Origin of the sequence: Pseudomonas brassicae (genome assembly GCF_010671725.1) — a bacterium.
GTDB classification, from domain to species: domain Bacteria; phylum Pseudomonadota; class Gammaproteobacteria; order Pseudomonadales; family Pseudomonadaceae; genus Aquipseudomonas; species Aquipseudomonas brassicae.
In genome coordinates this window covers 1-6,616 of sequence record NZ_JAAHBU010000312.1, presented here as the reverse complement: position 1 = coordinate 6,616, position 6,616 = coordinate 1, and the positions used below count along the sequence as shown (strand labels likewise).

The 6,616-nt window shown below is 61.9% G+C and carries 9 protein-coding genes, 1 tRNA gene and 2 pseudogenes; 8 read left to right on the top strand and 4 right to left on the bottom strand.

From position 1 onward, the window contains the following. The 5 genes and pseudogenes from G3436_RS19840 to G3436_RS19820 all read left to right on the top strand — a co-directional run. A pseudogene (locus tag G3436_RS19840) lies at window positions 1-234 on the top strand (ATP-binding protein); the annotation flags it as partial. A 13-nt stretch (window positions 235-247) separates the two neighbouring features. Then, window positions 248-1,006: pseudogene (locus tag G3436_RS19835) on the top strand (ABC transporter substrate-binding protein). A gap of 55 nt (window positions 1,007-1,061) precedes the next feature. Then, window positions 1,062-1,757 (top strand): ABC transporter permease, encoded by a 696-nt coding sequence (locus G3436_RS19830; RefSeq protein WP_163948445.1) that lies wholly within the window; start codon window positions 1,062-1,064, stop codon window positions 1,755-1,757. Then, on the top strand, window positions 1,754-2,443 hold the full coding sequence (locus G3436_RS19825; RefSeq protein WP_163948442.1) for an ABC transporter permease: 690 nt from the start codon (window positions 1,754-1,756) through the stop codon (window positions 2,441-2,443). Before G3436_RS19830 ends, G3436_RS19825 begins: the two co-directional genes overlap by 4 nt. Continuing rightward, window positions 2,424-3,635 (top strand): methyltransferase, encoded by a 1,212-nt coding sequence (locus G3436_RS19820; protein ID WP_163948439.1) that lies wholly within the window; start codon window positions 2,424-2,426, stop codon window positions 3,633-3,635. The genes G3436_RS19825 and G3436_RS19820 overlap by 20 nt, the downstream gene beginning before the upstream one ends. A gap of 235 nt (window positions 3,636-3,870) precedes the next feature. On the opposite strand, the gene mdtI is transcribed toward G3436_RS19820, so the two are convergent. Beyond that, window positions 3,871-4,200 carry a multidrug/spermidine efflux SMR transporter subunit MdtI gene (mdtI, locus tag G3436_RS19815; protein WP_163948436.1) on the bottom strand — a complete coding sequence of 110 codons (330 nt, stop codon included), beginning with the start codon at window positions 4,198-4,200 and terminating at the stop codon, window positions 3,871-3,873. Beyond that, on the bottom strand, window positions 4,194-4,553 hold the full coding sequence (locus tag G3436_RS19810) for an SMR family transporter (RefSeq protein WP_163948433.1): 360 nt from the start codon (window positions 4,551-4,553) through the stop codon (window positions 4,194-4,196). The genes mdtI and G3436_RS19810 overlap by 7 nt, the downstream gene beginning before the upstream one ends. A 440-nt stretch (window positions 4,554-4,993) precedes the next feature. Here G3436_RS19810 and G3436_RS19805 point away from each other — a divergent pair, with 440 nt between their 5' ends. The 3 genes from G3436_RS19805 to G3436_RS19795 all read left to right on the top strand — a co-directional run bounded on the left by G3436_RS19805 (window position 4,994) and on the right by G3436_RS19795 (window position 5,593). Then, entirely contained in the window at window positions 4,994-5,134 is a 141-nt protein-coding gene (locus G3436_RS19805; protein WP_163948430.1) for a hypothetical protein, read from the top strand. 25 nt (window positions 5,135-5,159) lie between these two features. Next, window positions 5,160-5,426: a hypothetical protein gene (locus G3436_RS19800; RefSeq protein ID WP_163948428.1), complete on the top strand. Its 267-nt coding sequence runs from the start codon at window positions 5,160-5,162 to the stop codon at window positions 5,424-5,426. Window positions 5,427-5,520: 94 nt separating this feature from the next. Next, window positions 5,521-5,593 (top strand) — tRNA-Thr (locus G3436_RS19795). A 96-nt stretch (window positions 5,594-5,689) separates the two neighbouring features. Here G3436_RS19795 and G3436_RS19790 read toward each other — a convergent pair. Both G3436_RS19790 and G3436_RS19785 read right to left on the bottom strand, forming a co-directional pair. Continuing rightward, a complete protein-coding gene (locus tag G3436_RS19790) occupies window positions 5,690-6,235 on the bottom strand; it encodes a hypothetical protein (RefSeq protein WP_163948425.1) in 546 nt (181 codons plus the stop codon). Window positions 6,236-6,238: 3 nt separating this feature from the next. Beyond that, on the bottom strand, window positions 6,239-6,616 hold a 378-nt coding region (locus G3436_RS19785; protein WP_163948423.1), incomplete at its 5' end, for a tyrosine-type recombinase/integrase.

The following is a 6,616-nucleotide window of genomic DNA, read 5'->3' as shown; positions in this document are numbered from 1 at the left end:
ACCTCGGCACTGGACCCGGAAATGGTCCAGGAAGTGCTCAACGTGATCCGCGCGCTGGCCGAAGAAGGCCGTACCATGCTACTGGTTACCCATGAAATGAGCTTTGCCCGGCAGGTGTCCAGTGAAGTCATCTTCCTGCACCAGGGCCTGGTCGAAGAGCAAGGATCGCCGCAGCAGGTTTTCGACAACCCGAACTCGGCGCGTTGTAAGCAATTCATGTCCAGCAACCGCTAACGGAGCAACACGCATGCAGAACTACAAGAAATTCCTCCTGGCCGCTGCCGCCACGCTGGTGTTCTCGGCCAACGCCATGGCGGCCGAAAAGTTGAAGATGGGCATCGAAGCGGCGTACCCGCCGTTCAACAACAAGGATGCCAGCGGCCAGGTGGTGGGCTTCGACAAGGACATCGGCGACGCCTGTGCGCCAAGATGAAGGTCGAGTGCGAAGTGGTCACCTCCGACTGGGACGGCATCATCCCGGCCCTGAACGCGAAGAAGTTCGACTTCCTGATCTCGTCGCTGTCGATCACCGACGAGCGCAAGCAGGCGGTCGATTTCACCGACCCGTACTACTCCAACAAGCAGCAGTTCATCGCGCCGAAAAACGTCGACTTCAAGACCGACCCGGCCTCGCTCAAGGGCAAGACCATCGGCACCCAGCGCGCACCCAGGCCGCGACCTGGCTGGACGACAACGGCGGCATGGATGGCAACTTCAAGGTCAACCTGTATGACGCCAGGAAAACGCCTACCTCGACCTGACCGCCGGCCGCCTCGACGCCATCCTGGCCGACAAGTACGCCAACTACGACTGGCTGAAATCCGACGCGGGCAAGGCCTACGAGTTCAAGGGCGAGCCGGTCAACGACAGCGACAAGGTCGGCATTGCCGTGCGCAAGGGTGACGCCCAGCTGCGCGACCGCCTGAACGCCGCCCTGAAGGAAATCGTTGCCGACGGCACCTACAAGAAGATCAACGACAAGTACTTCCCTTTCAGCATCTACTGAGTCGCCCGACCGGCACCGCCCCTGCGGCGGTGCCCGTCCCTGAACAAGCCTGCCCATGAATATTGATCTCTACGGATTCGGTCCGGCCCTGGCGGCCGGCACCTTGATGACCGTGCAACTGGCACTCACCGCCCTTTGCCTGGGGCTGGTGCTGGGCCTGCTCGGCGCCCTGGCCAAGACCTCGCCGTACAAGCCCCTGCAGTGGCTTGGCGGTTTCTATTCGACCCTGGTGCGCGGCGTGCCCGAGCTGCTGTGGGTGCTGCTGATCTACTTCGGCACCGTCAGCCTGATGAGCAAGCTGGGCGAACTGCTGGGTATTCCCGGCCTTGAGCTGAGCGCCTTCACGGCGGGCGTGATCGCGCTGGGCCTGTGCTTCGGTGCGTATGCCACCGAAGTGTTCCGTGGCGCCATCCTGGCCATCCCCAAGGGCCACCGCGAAGCGGGCCTGGCCCTGGGCCTGTCCAAGGGGCGCATCTTCACCCGGCTGATCCTGCCGCAGATGTGGCGCATCGCGCTGCCTGGGCTGGGCAACCTGTTCATGATCCTGATGAAGGACACCGCACTGGTGTCGGTGATCGGCCTTGAAGAGATCATGCGCCACTCGCAAGTGGCGGTGACCGTGAGCAAGCAGCCGTTCACCTTCTACATGGTGGCGGCGCTTATCTACCTGGGCCTGACCATCCTTGCGATGATCGGCATGCACTTGCTGGAAAAACGCGCCGCACGCGGCTTCGCGAGGGCCAACCAATGAACTGGGAAGTGATCATCAAGTGGCTGCCGCGCCTGGCCCAGGGCGCGACCCTGACCCTGGAGCTGGTGGCCATCGCGGTCATCGCCGGGCTGATCCTGGCGATCCCGCTGGGCATCGCGCGCTCGTCGCGGCACTGGTATGTGCGCGCACTGCCGTATGGCTACATCTTCTTCTTTCGTGGCACGCCGCTGCTGGTGCAACTGTTCCTGGTGTACTACGGCCTGGCGCAGTTCGACGCAGTGCGCAACAGCGCATTCTGGCCGTACCTGCGCGACCCGTTCTGGTGCACCGTGCTGACCATGACGCTGCACACCGCCGCGTACATCGCCGAGATCCTGCGCGGTGCGCTGCAGGCCATCCCGCGCGGTGAAATCGAGGCGGCGCGGGCGCTGGGCATGTCGCGGGCCAAGGCGCTGTTCTACATCATGCTGCCGCGTGCCGCGCGCATCGGCCTGCCGGCCTACAGCAACGAAGTGATCCTGATGCTCAAGGCCAGCGCCCTGGCCAGCACCGTGACCCTGCTGGAACTGACCGGCATGGCGCGCACGATCATTGCGCGTACCTACCTGCCGGTGGAGATCTTCTTTGCGGCGGGGCTGTTCTACCTGCTGATCTCGTTCTTGCTGGTGCAGGGCTTCAAGGTGCTTGAGCGCTGGTTGCGCGTCGATGCCTGCCAAGGCCGCTGAGGTACTGCAGGGCGCCACACTGCTTGGCCGCTTCCAGGCCCTGGACAGCTTTTTGCTGGAACACCAGGGCCTGTGGCGGCCGAGGCCGTTCACCCAGCTGACCATGGCCTGGGAGCGCGAGCTGCCCGAGCTGAGCCAGTGGCTGCGCCAGCGCACGCTGCAAGCCGCCGAGGCGCCTGATGCGCCCGGCGCACCCGCCCCTTATCCACAGCTGGCCGCCCAGGCCGTGCAGCTGTCAGCCGTGGGCGAGTTATCCACAATCGAGCTGGCACCTGCCAGTGCACGCCTGAACGTGGATGTGCCCGGCCGCAAATGGCAGCAGATCGAAGCCTTCGCCGGCCACCTGGCCTTCGCCCAGCCTGCCACGCACTGGCTGGACTGGTGCGCCGGCAAGGGCCACCTGGGCCGGCGCCTGCTGGGCCCGGCGCAACAGCTGACCTGCCTGGAACATGACCCGGCGCTGGTGTTGGCCGGTGAACAGTTGAGCCAGCATCACCACCTGCCGGCGCAGCATCGCCTGCAGGATGTGATGCGCAGTGACGCCGATGCGCAACTTACCGGCCAGCACACCCCCGTGGCGCTGCACGCCTGCGGCGACCTGCATGTGCGCCTGATGCAGCTGGCCAGCGCCAAGGGCTGTCGCCAGCTAGCCATTGCGCCGTGCTGCTACAACCGCACGCGCGGGCCGTTCTACCAGGCGTTATCCACCGCCGCACAGGCGTCGCGCCTGACCTTATCGATCGATGACCTGGGCTTGCCGCTGAGCGAAACCGTCACCGCCGGCCAGCGCGTGCGCCGCCAGCGCGATGAATCGATGGCACGGCGGCTGGGCTTCGACCTGCTGCAACGGCAACTGCGCCAGTGCGACGAATACCTGCCCACCCCTTCCCTGCTCAGCAGTTGGCTGAGCAAACCCTTTGCCGACTATTGCCGCGACCTGGCTGCGCTCAAGGCGCTCGACGTGGACGGTGAGCACGATTGGATGGCACTGGAACAGGCCGGCTGGGCGCGCCTGGCGCAGGTGCGCAACCTGGAACGGCTGCGCAACCTGTTCCGTCGCCCACTGGAACTGTGGCTGGTGTTGGACCGCGCACTGTACCTGGGTGAACAGGGCTTCGACGTGCGCCTGGGCAGCTTCTGCCCCTACCCGCTGACACCGCGCAACCTGATGCTGCTGGCCGAGCGCAAATGACCGTCCAAACCTGTGGATAAGTCTGTGCGCAACATTTTGATAGATGGCTGAAAATCACGCCCTCCAAGGGCTGTCAGCGCCTGGTCATTTTTTATTCACGTGTTAAAGCCGAGCAAAAAAGCCATTTGCGCAAAGACCAATGGAGCACCCGAACGCGATGCACAAGGCGCCTGTTTGGCATGCGCCTTGTGCATAAGCGTTTGAGCGAATCGCTCTAAGGGGACTGTGACGGGCGTCACGCCAGCTTCAAAAGGCCCATGCCACCGAGCACCAGCAGCAGGCCGAGCCAGCCGCGCCCGGCCAGGCGCTGGCCGAACAGCGCCCAGCCCATCGCCACCGTGGCGAGGATGCCGAAGCCACCCCAGATGGCGTAGGCCATCGACAGGGGGATGTCCTTGACCGCTTGCGCCAGCGCCGTGAAGGCAGCCAGCACACACGCGATCGAGGCCAGGCCGACCCAGCGCTTGCGCAGACCGTCGGAGTACTTGAGCAGCAGGTTGGCCACCACTTCGAGCACGATGGCCGCGGCCAGCCATACGAAGGGGATCATCGAGGCGGTCAGCATGGCAGCGCCTCCCCGGTGGTTTCACGGCGAGCGCTGCGGGTACCCGACTTGATCAGCAGGATACCGGCGATCATCACGCCCAGACCCAGGGCCTTGAGCAGGCCGATGCTCTCGCCCAGCCAGGTGATGCTGACCAGGGTGATCAGCACGATACCGATGCCTTCCCACAGCGCGTAGGCGACGCCCAGCGGCACGCGCTTCACGGCGAGCGCAAGGAAACCGTAGGACAGGCCGATCATGCTGTACATGAGGGCGTGGCCGAGCAACGGCGACTGTGTGGCAGCAAACTTCATCGACGTGGTGCCGATCACTTCGGCCACGATGGCGATGAACAGATAGATCCAGGAACGCATGTGCCCTCCCATGGGCGTAGCGGAAAACGCGGGGGCTGACGCTGACGTCAGCAGAAACCGGGGTTTGGGAGGGTGACGCTAGAGATCGCCGGTCCAGTGACGTTCACGGGAGACCAGGCGGGAGGTGAGCAGCGGCAACGCTTGAGTGTTCAACATAATGCACAACAAATTAGCTGAGGGCATCGTCAAAGTCAAATCGATAGAGAGCTCCTACTATTTTTTGCCGGAATCTTTTTGTTATCTGGTGAAAGGTCCTGAAAGGTTGGGATAAGCGCCGTAAATTATATTTTTCACATGGTTGCGTGCGGGATCCTGCAGGGCCAGGGGTTCTGCGTCGAACTGCCGCCAGCTGAAAGCAGCTTCAAGGTGCCGATCGGTGTATCATCCGCGGCGGTTTGCGAGATCATGAGGGCATATTGCCATGTGCCCTCTCCCCCCTCATGCGTGACGCCAAGACCTTCAGCGACGAACACAGCTTATGCCCGGCAGCGACCTGGCCGTGGCGGATGGAGTGCCGGCCGGTGGACCTGCTGGCGTTCAGCGAGGGCTGGGCAAGGACTGACGGCGGGTGCGCCGTATGACTCGATTGGAGAAACGGGAATGACCATGGGCTTTTTCAAATCCATTGCCTGGGCAGTGTTTGCTTTGGTGCTGAGCGGCTGCGCCAGTGGCCAGCGCAGCCACCACACCGGTGATGATCAACTGGCGGGCTGGGACATGCCGCAGATGCAGGTGCTGGGCGACAACGGGTTGCCGGCACAGTCGCGACGGTACGTGAAATGCGGCAAGCGTGGCTGCCATGAACAGAAGCCGATGCTGTTCGACCCGGCCAGGGCAGAACCGACTGCCGAAAGCCTGCATCGCGGGTGGTGATGCGGGGCTGCAGGCCAGGTAAACCGGGGCGTTGCGTAAGATTGCAAGGAAGTGGTTTACAGAACCAAACCGATCGCTATAATAGCGCCCCTATGCCGGTATAGCTCAGTTGGTAGAGCAACTGACTTGTAATCAGTAGGTCCCGGGTTCGACTCCTGGTGCCGGCACACCTTAGAAGCCCCGCAATGCGGGGCTTCGCCGTTTCTAGGCGTCAGAAACCAAGACTTCGTAACTCTTCAAGTGTCCACATTCTGTCCACATGACTACCTTGGTGCTCCTCTCGCGGTCAGAGACAGGCCTAACGTGACCGCTTCTGAGAAAATCTCTTGAGCAGACTCAATCACCCTCGCGTCTCTACTTCCAGCATACAAATACCCGCCTTCGGAAGTGTCGGTACGTAAGCTATCCATCAACTGATAAAAGCGAACGAAATCCCTCGCGTCATCTTCTTCGAGCACGCCAAGCTTCGCAGCATTGGCTAGATAAACTCGATTGTAATGCTCAGGAAATCTAAGACGTACCTGAGCGATGTCCCGCTGCGATGCCTTGAACAAAGCGTCTGTAAACTGCTCCCCAAACTTCTGCCTACCAACCAGCTCTAACAAGGCACGTACCTCTGCCAAAATCGCTGCATGCACACTTCGACTCTCCTTCCTAGCCTGCCAACCGAGCGATAGCCACGGTCCGCTGATACCAATCAGCCCCGAGATCAGACCTACAGCTACAGTCGTCCAGTTGATTGACTGATTTGTAGATGGGGCATCGACAAGATTCCAAACCACTACGCTCCATTCCAAGACATCATTCATCGCCTAGTCCTTGGTTCCAAGATGATTCAGAGGATTGAGCGCTACTACCTCGGCAAGATGGCCAGGGCTGAAATGTGCATAGCGCATCGTCATCGCCAGCGATGAATGCCCTAAGACTCGCTGTAGGGTGAGGATGTCCCCGCCATTCATCATGTAGTGACTGGCGAAGGTATGCCGCAGCACGTGGGTCAGCTGACCTGCAGGCAGCTCCAGCCCCACCGCCGCCACCGCCTCGCCAAAGCGCTTGTAGCAATCCCCAAACGGCAGCACCGCTTTGATTTGCGTCTGCAGCTCTTCGGTGATTGGAACCGCCCTGTTTTTCGATGACTTGGTACGTGTGTAGTGGATGCGGCAGTCCCGCACCGGGGGTGTCAGAAATTT